16 protein-coding genes and 1 tRNA gene are annotated in these 14991 nt (G+C 52.0%); 14 read left to right on the forward strand and 3 right to left on the reverse strand.

The features are described 5' to 3' along the window. Positions 1 to 201 precede the first annotated feature (201 nt). Genes Q0L39_RS07045 through Q0L39_RS07055 form a run of 3 tightly spaced genes read left to right on the forward strand, consistent with a single transcriptional unit; the run spans position 202 to position 2529 of the window. Complete coding sequence (locus tag Q0L39_RS07045; RefSeq protein WP_296627878.1) at positions 202 to 840, forward strand: TetR/AcrR family transcriptional regulator; 639 nt, start codon at positions 202 to 204, stop codon at positions 838 to 840. Next, the gene (locus tag Q0L39_RS07050) at positions 837 to 1742 is read left to right on the forward strand and encodes an ABC transporter ATP-binding protein (protein WP_296627880.1); all 906 of its coding nucleotides are present in this window, start codon (positions 837 to 839) and stop codon (positions 1740 to 1742) included. The genes Q0L39_RS07045 and Q0L39_RS07050 overlap by 4 nt, the downstream gene beginning before the upstream one ends. Beyond that, positions 1735 to 2529: an ABC transporter permease subunit gene (locus Q0L39_RS07055; protein ID WP_296627882.1), complete on the forward strand. Its 795-nt coding sequence runs from the start codon at positions 1735 to 1737 to the stop codon at positions 2527 to 2529. The genes Q0L39_RS07050 and Q0L39_RS07055 overlap by 8 nt, the downstream gene beginning before the upstream one ends. 127 nt (positions 2530 to 2656) lie before the next feature. Here the strand turns inward: Q0L39_RS07055 and Q0L39_RS07060 are convergent, their stop codons facing one another. The 3 genes from Q0L39_RS07060 to larB all read right to left on the reverse strand — a co-directional run bounded on the left by Q0L39_RS07060 (position 2657) and on the right by larB (position 5332). Beyond that, entirely contained in the window at positions 2657 to 3316 is a 660-nt protein-coding gene (locus tag Q0L39_RS07060; protein ID WP_296627884.1) for a GPP34 family phosphoprotein, read from the reverse strand. 138 nt (positions 3317 to 3454) lie between these two features. Continuing rightward, on the reverse strand, positions 3455 to 4543 hold the full coding sequence (locus Q0L39_RS07065) for a LarC family nickel insertion protein (protein WP_296627886.1): 1089 nt from the start codon (positions 4541 to 4543) through the stop codon (positions 3455 to 3457). Between the two features lie 42 nt (positions 4544 to 4585). Continuing rightward, positions 4586 to 5332, reverse strand: coding sequence for a nickel pincer cofactor biosynthesis protein LarB (gene larB / locus Q0L39_RS07070; RefSeq protein WP_296627888.1), 747 nt, complete (start codon positions 5330 to 5332; stop codon positions 4586 to 4588). A 162-nt stretch (positions 5333 to 5494) separates the two neighbouring features. Here larB and Q0L39_RS07075 point away from each other — a divergent pair, with 162 nt between their 5' ends. The 11 genes from Q0L39_RS07075 (at position 5495) to Q0L39_RS07125 (ending at position 14875) form a co-directional block, all read left to right on the forward strand. Next, positions 5495 to 6535: a M42 family peptidase gene (locus Q0L39_RS07075; protein ID WP_296627889.1), complete on the forward strand. Its 1041-nt coding sequence runs from the start codon at positions 5495 to 5497 to the stop codon at positions 6533 to 6535. Positions 6536 to 6547: 12 nt separating this feature from the next. Then, on the forward strand, positions 6548 to 7573 hold the full coding sequence (locus tag Q0L39_RS07080; RefSeq protein ID WP_296627891.1) for a M42 family metallopeptidase: 1026 nt from the start codon (positions 6548 to 6550) through the stop codon (positions 7571 to 7573). Positions 7574 to 7723: 150 nt separating this feature from the next. Next, a complete protein-coding gene (locus tag Q0L39_RS07085; RefSeq protein ID WP_296627892.1) occupies positions 7724 to 8542 on the forward strand; it encodes a GNAT family N-acetyltransferase in 819 nt (272 codons plus the stop codon). Between the two features lie 20 nt (positions 8543 to 8562). Continuing rightward, positions 8563 to 9420 carry a GNAT family N-acetyltransferase gene (locus Q0L39_RS07090; RefSeq protein ID WP_296627894.1) on the forward strand — a complete coding sequence of 286 codons (858 nt, stop codon included), beginning with the start codon at positions 8563 to 8565 and terminating at the stop codon, positions 9418 to 9420. 19 nt (positions 9421 to 9439) lie between these two features. Next, a complete protein-coding gene (locus Q0L39_RS07095; protein WP_296627896.1) occupies positions 9440 to 10702 on the forward strand; it encodes a methionine gamma-lyase family protein in 1263 nt (420 codons plus the stop codon). A gap of 82 nt (positions 10703 to 10784) precedes the next feature. Further along, a complete protein-coding gene (locus Q0L39_RS07100; RefSeq protein ID WP_296627898.1) occupies positions 10785 to 11381 on the forward strand; it encodes a hypothetical protein in 597 nt (198 codons plus the stop codon). A 337-nt stretch (positions 11382 to 11718) separates the two neighbouring features. Beyond that, complete coding sequence (locus Q0L39_RS07105) at positions 11719 to 12174, forward strand: low molecular weight protein-tyrosine-phosphatase (protein WP_296627900.1); 456 nt, start codon at positions 11719 to 11721, stop codon at positions 12172 to 12174. A 15-nt stretch (positions 12175 to 12189) separates the two neighbouring features. Continuing rightward, positions 12190 to 12669, forward strand: coding sequence for an NUDIX domain-containing protein (locus Q0L39_RS07110; protein ID WP_296627902.1), 480 nt, complete (start codon positions 12190 to 12192; stop codon positions 12667 to 12669). Between the two features lie 118 nt (positions 12670 to 12787). Further along, positions 12788 to 14191: an MATE family efflux transporter gene (locus Q0L39_RS07115; RefSeq protein ID WP_296627904.1), complete on the forward strand. Its 1404-nt coding sequence runs from the start codon at positions 12788 to 12790 to the stop codon at positions 14189 to 14191. 68 nt (positions 14192 to 14259) lie between these two features. Then, complete coding sequence (locus Q0L39_RS07120; protein WP_296627906.1) at positions 14260 to 14712, forward strand: gamma-glutamylcyclotransferase family protein; 453 nt, start codon at positions 14260 to 14262, stop codon at positions 14710 to 14712. A 78-nt stretch (positions 14713 to 14790) separates the two neighbouring features. Continuing rightward, positions 14791 to 14875, forward strand: a tRNA-Leu gene (locus tag Q0L39_RS07125). Positions 14876 to 14991: the final 116 nt, after the last annotated feature.

A 14991-nucleotide genomic window follows, 5' to 3' on the forward strand; every position in this document is an offset into this window, starting at 1 on the left:
CGCCTCTCCACCTAAAGCTTAATATTTCCTACCAGGGCTCTTTTTTGTACTGTCTGCACAATCTGGGGCAGTTCAGTCTGCCGAAGGTGTTTTTTGCTGTGTGAATATCGGAACACAAAGCCCCCTTGTAAATCTGAGTCAATCTGGTAGAATGAAGCACAAGAAGATTGACTGAGCAGTCAATATGCAGGGGGAAAGAGGATGAAGCAACAGCAGCAGAGCAGGCCATTTGCCAGTCTGCCCAAAGAAAAGAAAAGCCGTATCCTGACGGCAGCCATGGAAGTTTTTGCCAAGAACGACTACAAGCGAGCATCCACCGATGAAATTGCCAGCAAGGCGGGCATCTCCAAAGGATTGCTGTTTTACTACTTCAGGGATAAAAAGACGCTGTATCTGTATCTGGCAGACTATCTGAAAAGGATGATCGAAGCCCATCTGCAAAAGGAAGTGTTGGACGGCATCGACGACTTTTTTGACCTGTTGGATTACGGAATGGAGCGCAAGGTCTGTCTGATGGAAAAGATGCCCTGGGCGCTCAATTTTTCGGTGCGGATGTATTATAACACCGATAAAGAGGTGGGTATCAGCGTACAAAAGTATATTGTTGAAATGACAAATCAGCTGTATCATCTTTATTTTTCACATATTGATACCCACAAGTTTCGAGAAGATGTTCAGCCGCAGCAGGTGCTGCAGATGCTGATTTTTCTGGTGGACGGCTATCTGCACTGGCAGATGATCAGCGGAGAGCAAATCAGACTGGAGCCGCTGGTGGAGGAATATCAAAAATGGAAACAGATGTTAATCAAATACGCATACAGGGAGGAGTATCAACAATGAGCAAACCGATGATAGAAGTAGCAAACCTGACCTGTGATTATGGACACGGACGCGGTGTGTTCGACCTGAGCTTTACTGTGTATCAGGGAGAAGTATTTGGATTTCTGGGACCGAACGGTGCCGGCAAAACGACGACCATCCGGCAGCTGATGGGATTTGTCCGTCCTGACAGAGGCAGTGCGAAGATACTGGGTTTGGACTGCTTTGCACAGAGTTCGAAAATCCAGTCCAATGTGGGTTATCTGCCTGGGGAGCTTGCACTGATGGAGGATATGAGCGGCGAAGGATTTTTAAAGCTGATCGCGGGAATGAAGGGGTTGCGAGATCCCAGCCGGATGGAAGAGCTGTGCAATTTGTTTGAGCTCAATCCTCACCAGCGGATTCGTCGTATGAGCAAGGGAACCAAACAAAAGCTGGGACTGGTATGTGCCTTTATGGGCAGCCCCGAGATTTTGATTCTGGACGAACCGACCAGTGGACTGGACCCGCTGATGCAAAACCGCTTTACCCAGCTGCTTCTCAAAGAAAAGGAGCGTGGAGCAACCATTCTGCTGTCCAGTCATCTCTTTGAGGAGACGGAAAAAACCTGCGACCGTGTAGCGATACTGCGCGCCGGACGTCTGGCTGCGGTAGAGCAGATGCAGAAACTGCGTGACAGCCGTACACGCAGCTATACCTTTGTCTTTCCCGATGAGCAGCTGGCACAAAAGGCGCTGGCACAATGGGGCGGCAAAGGACAGCTGGAGGCAAACAGCCTGTCCGTGACGCTGGACAATGCCGCCGGTTTGCCGGAGCTGCTTGGGATTGCAGCCGAGTGCAAAGCGTGTGACCTGCGGGAAAAAAGTCAGACACTGGAGGAACTGTTCCTGCATTTTTATGGGGAGGTGCAGCAGGATGCATAAAGCATTATTTTGCAGAGATGTACAGACGCTGTGGAAGCCGTGGCTGATTTTCAGCGCAATTCTTACCATGTATATCGTTGTTATTATCAGTATGTTTGATCCGTCGCTAGGGGAAAGTCTCAATCTGATGATGGAGTCGATGCCGGAGCTCTTTTCTGCCTTTGGAATGAACAATCCAGGGGCGACACTACTCGACTTCATCGCAAACTACCTGTATGGATTTTTGCTGATCTGTCTGCCGTTGGTGATGGAACTGATTATGGTCAACATCCTGATGACCCGCTATCTGGACCGCGGTGCAATGGCGTGGCTGCTGGCAAGTCCCAACAGCCGCACAAAGATTGCTTTCACACAGGCGGCTGCACTGGTGGCGGCAGTGCTGGTGCAGATGGCATACATCACCGCAGTTGGAATTGTCTTTGCTCAAATTTCCTTTGGAGGAGAGCTGGACATCGGACGGTTTTTGTACCTGAATGTCGGACTGTTTGGACTGCATTTGTTCCTGTCGGGACTGTGCTTTTTGGGAAGCTGTCTGTTTCAGGAGGGACGCTATGCGCTGGGATTTGGAGGAGGACTGGGAATTTTGTTTGTCCTGTTCCAGATGCTCAGCCAGGTGGGAGAAGAGGCGGAGTTCTTAAAATATCTGACGCCGCTGACTTTGTTTGACCCAAAAGCGCTGGCAATGGGAGAAACGGTCTGGCCGTCGATTTTGGCACTGTACCTGGGCGGCGCGGCGCTGTATGGAATAGGAATCTTCTTCTTTGGCAAAAAGGATCTCAGTTTATAAAAAACGGCAGTCACTCGAAAATCAAAGAGTGACTGCCGCTTTTTTGTGCTCTGTTCAGGTGAAGTCAACCAATTTGCAGAAATTCACAGTGCTGTTTGTCAGGATAGTAGATGCTTTTCGCTGCCGCCTATTTTTTGACACCGGCAGAAATGGCGATCACAGAAACAATCTGCTCGATATGACGAACCATCTGACAAACCAGCTGGCCATTGACCGATTCCGTCACCGTCTGGAGCCGGTCCTTCATCTGCTTTTGCTGGGAATCGGAGAAGTATTCTTTGAGCATCTTGCTGTGGTCAAGCAGCACCATCAGAGCAGCAGTGTTTTCGGACAGCTTGCTTTTGCCCAGAAATTCGGTGCGCACGCCGTCGATAATCTGGTTGATAATTTCTGCCGAGGGCAGATAGCGCTTGCTTTTTGCAAACAGTCCGCCGGAGGAGACGGTGACCAGATTTAACCCAGCAAGGCTGTCACCAATCGAGTTAAACAGCTCGCTGAATTTTTTGTCGGTCAGCGACATGTTGTAGGCGTCCATCAGCTTGATGATTTTGATCGGGCTTTTGTCCGCGATAAAATCATACAGCGGTTTGAGGTGGCTGCATGTTTCGGGCAGAGGCTGGATGGCAGCGACCGTTTTCTGTTCAATGCGTACACAGCCCGCCAGCTTTAAATCGAGCAAGGCAGCGGCAATCATGCAGACGCGCTTTTCGGCGGCATAACCGGAGATTTTTCCTTTGTTGTTGACGATGCAGATCAGGTGTTTTTGAGAAAGGGTCAGGTTCTTCATGGGGATTCCTCCTGTACGGTATCATAGGTTCCTGTTGACAGATTACTTGCTGTTTATGATTTAAAATATCGCAAACGGGCAGTCATGTCAAGAAAACAAAAAGCAGGGGAGGAAGGTTCCTCCCCTGCAGCAATGTGATTATGGACGAATCAAAAAGGCGCGCAGGATGTTGGCAGTTGGAAAATCCTTTTTGCCTGCGCCCAAGCCGACCTTTTCGATGACAAAGGATTCGGGCAGATCGTGGCTCTGGGACAGGTAGGCAGCGATGGCGGCACCGGTCGGTGTGACCATCTCTCCGCGGTTTTTGGTGATGCGCAGACGCAGTGCATGGTCAGCAGCGATGTTGACCACTGCCGGAACAGGAACCGGCATCAAGCCATGCTGGCAGTGGACATAGCCGGCGCCTTCGTACAGTTCGGAGACGACCGCTTCGGTGATGTCCAGATTGTCCAGACAGATGGCAGCAGCGACGATATCCACGATGGAATCGACAGCGCCGACCTCGTGGAAGTGTACCTCATCCTCTGGGATGCCGTGTGCCTTGGACTCGGCAGCGGCGATAATGCGGAAGATGTCCTTGGCAATCTGTTTGGCGCGGTCGGTAATCTCAGCGCGGTCGATGATGGCAAAGATGTCGCCAATGTTGCGATGAACATGGCTGTGTCCATGGGCATGGTCATGTGGATGCTCATGATGGTGCTCGTGTACATGATGGTGTTCGTGCTCGTGGCAATGCTCGTGGCAATGTTCATGTTTATGCTTTTTGTGTTTATGATCGTGTCCGTGGCAGCACTCGTGTTCATGCTCGTGGTGATGCTCGTGGCTCTCCTCAACAGGAATTTCCAGCGATGGTGCCGGTGCAACTGCCTCAGCGGCTTCGTGTGTGTGCTCGTGCTCATGTTCGTGGCAGTGCTCATGTTCGTGGCAATGCTCATGTTCATGGCAGTGCTCATGCTCATGGCAGTGCTCATGTTCGTGGCAATGCTCATGTTCGTGGCAATGCTCATGATGATGGTCATGCGGCGGTTCATCGAGGATAACGTCAAAATCGCAGGCGTCGATGCCGTTTTTCTTGACGCGGCCGATGGACAGCTGATAGCCAGGCAGATTTATGCTGGCAAGTCCGTCGAGCAGCACCTGCTGATCGGCGCCGAGGTCGAGCAGTGCAGCGACGGTCATATCTCCGCTGATACCGGAGTAACATTCCAGATAGAGCTTGTTTGGCATAGATAAAACTTCCTTTCCTGAAAAGTATAAGCGAAAAGTATTTTACTTTTGGCAGACCAGACGGTTGATCTGTGCGGCAAGATAGCCTGCGCCAAATCCGTTGTCGATGTTGACAACGGCGATTCCTTCCGCGCAGGAGTTGAGCATGGTAAGCAAGGCGGATAATCCTCCGAAGCTTGCGCCGTAGCCGACCGAGGTGGGCAGCGCGATGACCGGTTTGTCCACCAGTCCTGCCAGCACGCCCGCCAGTGCGCCTTCCATGCCGGCGACAGCGACGATGCAGTTGGCGCTGCGGATCTCGTCGAGGCGGGCAAACAGCCGATGGATGCCGGCAACGCCGACGTCGTAGAAGCGCTGGACGTTGGCGCCCAGAAATTCGGCGGTTTGGGCGGCCTCTTCAGCGACGGCGATGTCCGAGGTACCGGCGGTGCAGACAGCGACCTTGCCGACCGGTTCATTTTCATGGACACCCAGCCGAAGGATGCGGGATACAGGGTCATAGATTGCCTGCGGAAGCACCGCCTGAACGGCGGCAGCCTGTTCGGCGCTGGCACGGGTGCCCATGACACAGGTGTTTTCCGAGGCAAAGGTCTGATAGATCGAGATCAGGTGGTCGGTTTGTTTTCCGGCACAGTAGATAACCTCGCCAAAGCCGGAGCGCACCTTGCGGTGATGATCGAGCTTGGCAAAGCCGAGGTCCTCATAGGGCAGGTCTTTGAGCAGCTGGCAGGCAGTTTCGATCTTCATACTGCCCGACTGCACCTGCTGCAAAATTTCTTGAAGCTGCATCAACATTCCTCCTCTTCCAAAAGGGGTACAGTACATTTTCCTCAATTATAGCAAGTTTATATCAGATTTGCAAAAGAGAAGTGAAAAACAGGACAAGATGTGATAAAATAGGAGAGCAGAGAACGATTCATCTATATTTTTATATAAGGAAGGAGTGTTTCCATGGAAACAATACAGATGCTCAAAACACTTTGCCAGGCAGCCGGAGTTGCCGGTGGAGAGGAGCGCGCACTGGAAGCAGCCGAACAGATCTGTGCAGGGCTGGGCAAATGCAGCCGCACCGTTCACAAGAGTCTGGTGTGTGAGGTCATGGCGCCACAGCAGGGCCGTCCACACCTGCTGCTGGATGCGCACATCGACGAGATCGGTCTGACCGTCACCCACATCGAGGACAACGGCTTTTTGCGTGTTGCTCAGTGCGGCGGCGTAGACCGCCGTCTGGTGATGGCTTCGCCGGTCATTGTCCACACCAAAGATGGGGATATCCCAGGTGTGATCGGCAGCATCCCACCGCACATCCAGACCGGCGACAAGAAGAACCCGAAGATTGACGAAATCTGGGTGGATGTCGGCATGAGCGGACAGGAGGCAAAGGAAAAGATCGAGCTGGGCGACAAGCTGAGCTTTGTCGGACCATTTACCGAGATGGAAAATGATCTGGTGTCCAGCAAGGCGCTCGATGACCGCTGCTGCTGCGTCGCCATCATCAAAGCGGCAGAGCAGATCAAAGCCTACTGGAAGGAACATCACCTCGAGCCAATTGGTCTGACCGTCCTGCTCAGTGCACAGGAGGAAACCGGAGGTCTGGGCGCACAGACTGCCTCCTTTGCCATCGACCCGACCGAGGCGATCGTTGTGGATGTCACCTTCGGCACCACACCGGAGATTGCAGACCGCCACTGCGGCGACCTGAACAAAGGCGCTATGGTCGGCATGGGAGCAACCCTCAGCCGTCGGATGGCGCGTGAGATCATCGAAGCAGGCAAAGAGGAGAACATCCCGTATCAGGTAGAGGTTATGGGCGGCGGACATACCGGCACCAACGCCGATGGCATCGTCAAGGTGGGCGCAGGCATCGAAACCTGCTGTGTTTCCATCCCGCTGCGCTACATGCACACACCGATCGAGACCATCTCGGTGCGCGATGTGGATGATACTGCCAAACTGATTGCTGCGTATGCAAAACGACTTGCCACAAGATAGGAGGAAACGAAGATGGAACAGACAAAACAGCTGCAACTGCTAAAGGAGCTTTGTGAAATCGACGGGGTATCCGGTTGTGAAGGCAAGGTAGCCCAGTGGCTCAAAGAGCATCTGCCGGAGGATTGCACCGCTCATCTGGATGCACGAGGCAACCTGATCTGCGAGAAAAAGGGAAAACAGACCCCGAAAAATAAAATGATGTTTGCTGCTCACATGGATGAGGTCGGCTTTATCATCACCTATATCGAAGAAAGCGGTCTGCTGCGCTTTGACGCAGTAGGCGGCGTAGATACCCGCGTGGTCGTCGGCAAACCGGTCCGTCTGGAAAGCGGCAAGGAGGGTGTTGTCGGTGCAAAACCGATTCATCTGCAAAGTGCCGATGAGCGCGAAGCAACACTGAAGTATAAAGATCTGTACATCGACATCGGTGCAAAGAGCCGCGAGGAAGCAGAGAAGTTTGTACAGCAGGGCGATTTTGCGACCTTCCGTCCGCAGTTTGTACAGATGGGCAACTGCATCTGTGCGCGTGCGCTCGATGACCGCATCGGCTGTCTGCTACTGCTCGAGCTCCTGCACGAGGAACTGCCGTACGACATCACCGTTGTGTTCAGTGCACAGGAAGAGATCGGCGGCGCTGCCGGCAACGCTGCCTTTGCAGTAAAACCGGATATCGCTGTCGCTGTCGATACCAACACCGCAGCGGACGTTCCAGGAGTAGCGGCCTCCAAAAATGTCTGCGCTCTGGGCAAGGGTCCGGTGCTGACCTTCCAGGACAAGGGTGGATTTGCTGACCGCGACCTGTTCAGAATGGCAAAGGAAATCTGCAAGGAGCAGGAGATTCCATACCAGATCAAGAATCAGGTTGTCGGAGCGACCGATGCTGCCGGTATGGGCAAAGCTGCTGCCGGATGCCGCACACTGGCGATGGCAGTTCCGACCCGTTATATTCACTCTCCATCCTGCGTATTTGACCCGAAGGATCTGGAGCCAACTGCCAAGCTGCTTTCGGCAATGGTAAAACGCTTTGGTGAAATGTAAGGAATAGGACAGGGCTGGCGGCAGTGTCCAGATTTTGGCTGCCGCCGGCTTTTGCCGGTATTCAAAATGGGATAAAATCTTCTCCGCAAAGATGGCGGAGAAGATTTTATCCGGTTTGTTCTTACAGAAGAGCGGAGAGGAGGAAAAGGGATGATTCGTCTGGCACAGGAAAGCGATGCACAGGCAGTACTTCGTCTTTGTCGGACAGATGACTGGGACGGAACAGCAGTATGGTCCGATTTTACGGCAAAGCAAAAAGGTGCAGATACCTGGGGATACTGCGACATCTGGCTTGGATTTGATGCAGATCATTTTAAGCAGCCCTCTTATCTTCTCTGCCGTCATACTGCTTTGTATCGGCTGGTCGGGAAACCGGCTTCACCCGATGGGTGGCAGGAGCTGCACGACTTTCTCACAACGTTGCCGGAGGGTGCTCTGTCGGCAGAATATTCTGTTATGGAGGAGTATTCCCGATATTTCCCTGCTTCTCAGCCGATTGCAAAGCATGTCCGCATGGTTTGCAAACATCCTGTGGATGTGGCAGGCATAGACGAGGTCAACATCTGCGCCGATTTTGGAGCAACCTATGATGCCCGTGCTGCACAAAGCCCGGGATTTGCAACCCATGTCACCAGAGAAGAATACATTCGAGTAATGAATTATTCCGTTTTGGGCAGCAATCAGGCGTTTGAACTGCGAAAAGACACAAAGCCTGTGTCGGAAGGAATCATCATCCTTTTTGAAGAACTTCCCTGCGGCCTGATTACCGACATCTATACCATGCCGCTGGCAAGAGGACATGGTTATGCGGCACAGGTGGTTGCTTACCTGTGCAAACAGGCACTCGAGGCAGGAAAGACGCCAATTCTGGATTGCGATTCTTTGCAGCTGGAGCGGTATTACAGCAGCCTTGGATTTGAAACATGCGGATATTGGTCGGAGTGTCCACTGCCGCGCAAAGTATCCTGAGATGAGAGGAGGAAACAAAGGTGATTCGTCTGGCAACAAAGGAGGACGAACAGGTGGTTATCCGTCTGTGCAGCAAAAATGCGTGGGACGGAACAACCATTCTCTCGGCCTATCAGTCAAAATGTGAGGATGTCCACAATGCCGACTGGCAGTACTGCGACCTGTGGGTTGGGGAGAGCGGCGCCCAAAAGAAAAATGCACAGTATCTGCTGTGCCGTCAGGGACAAAACTTTCATATCGTGGGCAAGCCCCATTCCAAACAGCGGTGGCAGGAGCTGCACGACTTTTTGTCGATGCAGGCAGCCGGTTCCCATCTGATCGCCGATCAGACGCTGCTGGAGGAGTACGAATCACAGTTTCCGTCCTCCTTCTGCCAACAGACCACCGGAATAGTGGCTCCGCGGATGCTCTCCACCCACCTGCCCGAGGAGATGGAGGACAGCTCTGTACAGGAGAGTCAGAGTCTGTGGGGCATCTATGACCTGCTTGCCGCCGCCAAACCTGAGATGCTCAAAAAGGTGAGCAAGGACGACTATACGGCGCGGATGCGCTTTTCCCAGCGCGGAGGCGCAAAGTTTTTTGAAATTTTAAACGATACACAAACCCCAGTTTGTATCGGTGCGATTCTGCTGCCGGAGCAAGGAGACTACGGACTGATTTTTAATATCTGTACCCATCCGCAGTGCCGCGGCAGAGGATATGCCAGAAAAATGGTGATGCGTCTGTGCATGGAGGCGTATTTGCAGGGCAAAACGCCGGTGCTCGACTGTGCATCATCGGAATTGGAAGAATATTACAGCCGCCTTGGTTTTCAGACCGTTTCCCACTGGGGAAAACGTCTGCTGACAGGGTGTGTTGTTCAAAAGGAAGAGCAATAAAAAAGGAGAAGTTAGACCCATGAGTTTTTTTGAAATTGACCCGAAGCTGCGCAAGCTCTGTGAGCAGGCGGAACAGAAAGCGTTTCCGCGTTTTCAGGAGATCGACCGCATCGCTCAGTACAACAGCGAAAAGGTGCTGTCTGCATTTATCAAACATGGTGTGAGTGAATCCCACTTTGCACCATCCACCGGTTATGGCTACGGCGACCGCGGCAGAGAGGTGCTCGACGAGGTGCTGGCAGAAATTTTTGGCTGCGAGGATGCACTCATCCGCTATAACTTTATGTCTGGCACCCATGCACTGACCGTCGCTCTGTTCGGCGTGCTGCGTCCAGGCGACCGCATGGTCAGCCTGACCGGCAAACCATACGATACTCTGCACGGCGTCATCGGACTCAAAGACGATGCCAGCGGTTCGCTCAAGGATTTTGGCATCCACTATGAGCAGCTCGACCTGCTCGAGGACGGCAGCGTCAACTACGATGCTATTCCTGAAGCGGTCAAAGGTGCGAAGGTAGCTTATATCCAGCGTTCCCGCGGCTATTCGCTGCGTCCGTCGCTGTTTGTGGAGGACATCGAAAAGATCGTCAAACAGGTGCGCAGCACCAACCCTGATGCCATCATCATGGTGGACAACTGCTACGGAGAATTTGTGCAGGAGAAGGAACCAACCCAGGTGGGCGCGGACCTCATCATCGGCTCGCTGATTAAAAATCCAGGCGGCGGCATTGCTCCTACCGGCGGCTATATCGCAGGTAAGGCAAAGTATGTCGATCTGTGCGCCCAGCGCCTGAGTGCGCCTGGTGTCGGCAAGGAAATCGGCTGTACCCTGGGCAACACCCGCTCGCTGTTTATGGGTCTGTTTTTCTCTCCGAGTGTCGTTGCTTCGGCGGTCAAAACAGCAGTATTTGCCGCTTCGCTGTGTGAACTTTTGGGATACGAGGTTACACCAAAGAGCGACGAGCCGCGTGCCGACATCATTCAGGCAATCTGTCTGCGGGAGCCAAAGGCATTGATTGCCTTCTGCGAAGGCGTCCAGAAGGGCGCTCCGGTCGACTCCTATGTAACACCGGAACCATGGGATATGCCAGGATACGACAGCAAGGTCATTATGGCGGCAGGAGCTTTCACCAACGGCGCTTCGATCGAGCTTTCGGCGGATGCTCCGCTGCGTGAGCCATTTGCTGTCTGGATGCAGGGAGGACTGACTTGGCAGACCGGCAAGGTCGGTATCATGCTGGCAGCCCAGTCGATGCTGGAAAAGGGAATTATCTCGCTGTAAATGATATTATAAGCAAATCATCAGGACGGACAGGGCGGAGAACGCCGTCCGTCCTTTGTTCTATCATCAAAGGAGGAAGGTTATGCGCGTTTTATTCATCGGCAACAGCCACACCTTTTTTAACGATATGCCCAACACCTTTGCTGAAATCTGCCGACGCAATGGAGTGGATATACAGGTCACCATGCTTGCTCACGGCGGCGTAGGCTGGCATTATCATGTCAAACAGCCGGAGGTGCGCTTCAACATCCGCTATGGAGGATATGATGCGGTGGTTTTGCAGCATGTTGCGCATCCGATGGGGGATCTGGATGTGATGGAACAGAGTGGCCGCGAGCTGATTGAGTGGATCAGGGAAGCGGGTTCCAGACCGGTGCTCTATATGACCTGGGCAGCAAAGCGGGATGGCGCACAGTTCCAACCGCAGATGAGCAGTCCATACCGCAGATTGGCACAGGAAACACGGAGCGAGCTTGCGCCGGTGGGAGAAGTTTGGTGGCGTTTTCATGCACTGGCTCCTCAGGAGGAACTGTATGCTGCCGACGGGGAGCACGCTTCACAAACCGGTTCCTTGCTGGCAGCTTATACCCTTGCCGGTGCGGTGCTGCAAAAAGAGGCAGCACAGCTGGCAGCGGATTGTCCGCTGGATCAGCTGATCGCACAGGCAATCGAAGGATAGACCACAGTCATCCCACACATTTTGCGCGGGATGGCTGTAATCGTTTTTATCTATCCAAAATAGAACAAATGCAACGGAAACGTTTGTTTCATATTAAAACAAAGCCTGCGAAAATGAACTGATTCCAGAAAATATAATCAGGAATATCTGTAAAACCGGAATAAAAAATCTGAAATCTATCTTCTTCTTGTTGCCAATGGGAGAAAGTAATCAGAAAATTATTTCTGATACAAACAGATGTGGAGAAAGTTTTTATCAAAGCAAGATGACGGGAAGAGGGAGGATATGATACAATAAAAGCAAATCAACGCTTTGGTGAAGGGAGTTTGGAGATCTGATGATAAAGGTACTTTTCATCTGCCACGGCAATATCTGCCGCAGCCCGATGGGCGAATTTATTTTAAAAAAGATGGTGCAGCAAATGGGACTGGAGCAGCAGTTTCAGATTGCCTCCGCTGCCACCAGCACCGAGGAGATCGGCAATCCGGTCTATCCGCCGGCAAGACAGAAACTCAAGGAACACGGCATCGACTGCACCGGAAAAACGGCAGTACAGCTTCGGCGCAGCGATTATGAGGCTTACGATTATTTTCTGTGCATGGACCGGTGGAATGTCAAAAACACCCTGCGAATCTTTGGCGGCGATCCGATGAACAAGGTTTCACTGCTGCTTTCCTGGTGCGGACAGGAGAAGGAAGTTGCTGACCCATGGTACAGCGGTGACTTTGATACGGCATACCAAGACATTGAGCGTGGATGCAGAGCATTTCTGCAACAGATACTGCAAAAATAGCGGGAGGAAAGGACGATGGATCTTTCGTTTGTAGCGGCGGAAGGAAAGTTTAACTACCGTGTCTGCGCCATTATTCTTTCGGACGGAAAAATTCTGGCGATGAAGGATGAGCGTTCACCCTACTTTTATCTGCCCGGAGGACGGGTAAAGATGGGAGAAACCGCGGAAGATGCGGTTATTCGGGAGCTGGAGGAGGAACTGGGCATCGTGCCGAAGATCGTCCGTCCGCTGTGGCTCAATCAGGCATTTTTTGTAGAGGATGTGGATGGGCTTCATTACCACGAGCTGTGTCTGTATTTTCTGATGGATGTCTCTGGAACAGACCTTCTGTCCAGAGGAGAACAGTTTTGCGTGCAGGAGGAAGGGCAAACACATCGCTTTGAATGGCTTGCCTTCGAACGTCTGAAGGAGGAGTATTTTTATCCTTTGTTTTTAAAGGAGGAAATCTTTCATCTGCCCCAGCAGTTTACCATCCGTACCGAACGGGAAGAATGATAAAAAAGCAGGAAACTGATTACAGTTTCCTGCTTTTTCGCTTTGCCTTGCAAAAGTCGTGTAAAAACTATATAATAATAAAATAAAGAATAATGAAAGAATCAAGGAGGCAAAACAAATGGGAGCAGAAGAACAAAGACACCAGAAATTTTTGAAAATGACACAGACGCCGATCCCAAGTTTGATCTGTCAGTTGGCAGTGCCCACCATCATCAGTATGTTGGTCACCTCGTTTTACAACATGGCAGACACTTTTTTTGTCGGCAAAATTAACACCAGCGCCACCGCCGCAGTCGGCATCGTCTTTCCGCTGATGGCGATTATTCAGGCGTTTGGCTTCTTTTTTGGACACGGATCGGGCAACTATATTTCCCGTCAGCTGGGAGCACAGCAGCTGGAGGATGCAGCCAAGATGTCTGCCACTGGTTTTGTTTCCGCGTTTATCATGGGCCTGGTGATTTTAGGCGTCGGTTTTGCATTTACCGACCCGCTGCTTAGCATCATGGGTGCAACCGAGACCATCCTGCCCTATGCAAGAGAATACATGCGCATCATCCTGATCGGTGCGCCCTATATGACCGCATCGCTGGTACTAAACAATCAGATGCGTTTTCAGGGCAGCGCCTTCTATTCGATGATCGGTATTGCATCGGGTGCGGTCATCAACATCGGTTTGGACCCACTGTTTATCTTTGTCTTTGATATGGGAATCGCCGGCGCAGCACTGGCAACCATCATCAGCCAGTTTATCAGCTTCTGCCTGCTGATTTCGGGAACCTTCCGCGGTGGCAATCTGAAGCTGGATCTGCGCAACTTCAGTCCCTGCTTAAAGTACTATAAGAACATTCTCAAGGGCGGCACTCCTTCGCTGTGCCGTCAAGGTCTGGGCAGCTTTGCTACCATCTGTCTGAACCTGATGGCAGGTCCTTACGGCGACGCTGCCATCGCGGCAATGTCCATTGTCACCCGTATTTCGCAGTTTGCCTCGTCGATTGTCATCGGCTTTGGACAGGGCTTCCAGCCGGTTTGCGGCTTTAACTACGGTGCAAAGCTGTATAAGCGTGTACAGGAGGGATTTTGGTTCTGCGTCAAGCTGTCCAGTGGTATTCTGCTGGTTGCAGCGGTAGCGGGATGGTTTACCTCCGATCAGCTGATCGAAGTGTTCCTGAAAAATGACGCACAGGTTGTGGAATATGGTTCTCTGGCACTGCGTCTGCAGTGTCTGAGCTTCCCGTTGGTAGGATGGATCACCATCAGCAATATGATGCTTCAGACCATCGGCAAGGCAGTGCGCGCATCGCTGATGGCAATGAGCAGACAGTTCCTGTTCTTTGTACCGGCGGTTCTGATTCTGCCGAGAATGTGGGGCATGCTGGGTGTACAGATGAGCCAGCCGCTGGCAGATGTGGCAAGCTTTATTCTGGCAGTGGTGCTGTCGATCAGTGTACTTAAGGAAATGAGTGAGCAGCAGCGCCAGGAAGAACATCGCATGAAGGTGGAAGCAGAACAGGAAGTTTGTTAGACAAATGTATAATCAAGCACAGAAGGCCGAAAATAACAAGGAATGATTTGTTTACAGGAGGAATGACCTTGGAAAAAAACGCACCGATTCCGATGAATCTTTACTTTGCATACGGAAGCAACCTCAATCTTCAGCAGATGAAAAAGCGCTGTCCGACAGCGCGCCTGTTGGGAACAGGAACAGTTGAAGGTTATCAGCTGTTGTTCCGAGGACGCTGCGAGGGAGAAAGCTACCTCACCGCAGAGCCAAAACAGGGAGAAAAGGTGCCGGTTGCTGCCTTTACAGTGGAGCCATCGGATGTCGAGGAGCTGGACATCTATGAGGATGTCGCCGGCGGTCTGTACCGAATCGAACCGATCCGCACCGAAATCTCGGGCCATGGAATGATTTCCGGCTTCTGGTATGTGATGAACGACGCCGACCGACTCCCGCCCAGCCAGGAATACTGGGATGCCGTGGTAGAAGGTTACCATGATATGGGGTTTGATACCGCTGTTCTGGAAAAGGCACTGAAGCGGTAGAAGAATCCGAAAGTTTTGGCAGGAGGACTTGACCTTTCTGCCTGTCTGCTGATATAATAAATGATGCAATTATGATTGGCGGATATGGCGGAATTGGCAGACGCGCTAGATTTAGGCTCTAGTGGGTATCCCCGTGCAGGTTCAAGTCCTGTTATCCGCACCAAACCAATATAATCCGAACCAGTTCTTCCCTGTGGGGGACGGGTTCGGATTATTTGTTTTCTTTGACCGTTACGAAAGCACCTATTTCCGCAACGGAGTGGAGCGTAAACCGACCTC

Origin of the sequence: uncultured Negativibacillus sp., assembly GCF_944388365.1 — a bacterium.
Classification (GTDB): domain Bacteria; phylum Bacillota; class Clostridia; order Oscillospirales; family Ruminococcaceae; genus Negativibacillus.